This is a genomic window from Bacillus sp. SD075, from assembly GCF_017355165.1.
Taxonomy (GTDB): Bacteria; Bacillota; Bacilli; order Bacillales; family DSM-1321; genus Peribacillus.
In genome coordinates, this window is the sequence record NZ_JADILK010000113.1 from 1 (window position 1) to 869 (window position 869).

1 protein-coding gene is annotated in these 869 nt (G+C 41.4%); it reads right to left on the bottom strand.

Translation table 11 applies throughout. The features are described from left to right. Positions 1 to 869, bottom strand: an 869-nt coding sequence (locus tag IOC57_RS25495; protein ID WP_207441369.1) for a transposase, incomplete at both ends; no start/stop codon positions are given.

Genomic DNA, 869 nt, shown 5'->3' on the forward strand with positions numbered 1-869 from the left:
GCCATTCCCACTAAAACTCTGGCGAGTTTACCGCATAACTTCATGACAGACTTCATTTTCTTTGTTTTTTTCACCTTAACATTTGTGGCGTGAATGGCTTGGAACTCTGGGTTATTCATAATCAGACTCACCGTCGCAAGAAATAGGAAACGTCTAAGTCGGGACCTACCACGTTTGGATAAAACAATTTGACCTTTCCATTTTCCAGAGCTTGCCTCGGAAAGGTGCAGTCCTGCGTGACGTAATAAAGCATTGCCATGAGCGAAACCACTTAAATCACCCGATTCTCCAAGAATACCAGCCAGTGTAATCGTGCTAATTCCTTTAATCGCTAGTATTTTTTCAGCATAAGGAATTTTCATGAGAATATTTGTGACTTCCTGTTCAACTGCTTCAAGTTGGACGGTCGCAAGATCGTATTCCTCAAGCAATTGCTTCAAATGAAGTTTATAAGCATCAAGAGCTTTTTTTGTACCAACCGATTTGTTCGCTAAGTCGATCAGTGAATGAGCCTTTGAAACACCTGCATGTCTTTTCATCACTGATTTCCATCCCATAATGATATCTTGAGGCTGTAACGAACGTAGTTCGACTGGAGTGGGAAATAAGCGCAGGGTTGCGATAGCTCCCTTAGCTGTTACATCTTTGAAGACTTGTCGTAGTTCAGGAAAGACGATATCTACCCAGCGATTTATTTGGTTGATTGAGCTGACAAGCCGTTTAACGATCATGTCCCTGTTAGACATAAGGACTCGAAGTTTTTCTATGGATTCTGGGCTATGATGAATCAATGTATAATAGCCATTTTTCACTACATCAGCGATGACGAGAGCGTCCTTTTTATCGCTCTTAGATTGGGTATTATCTCG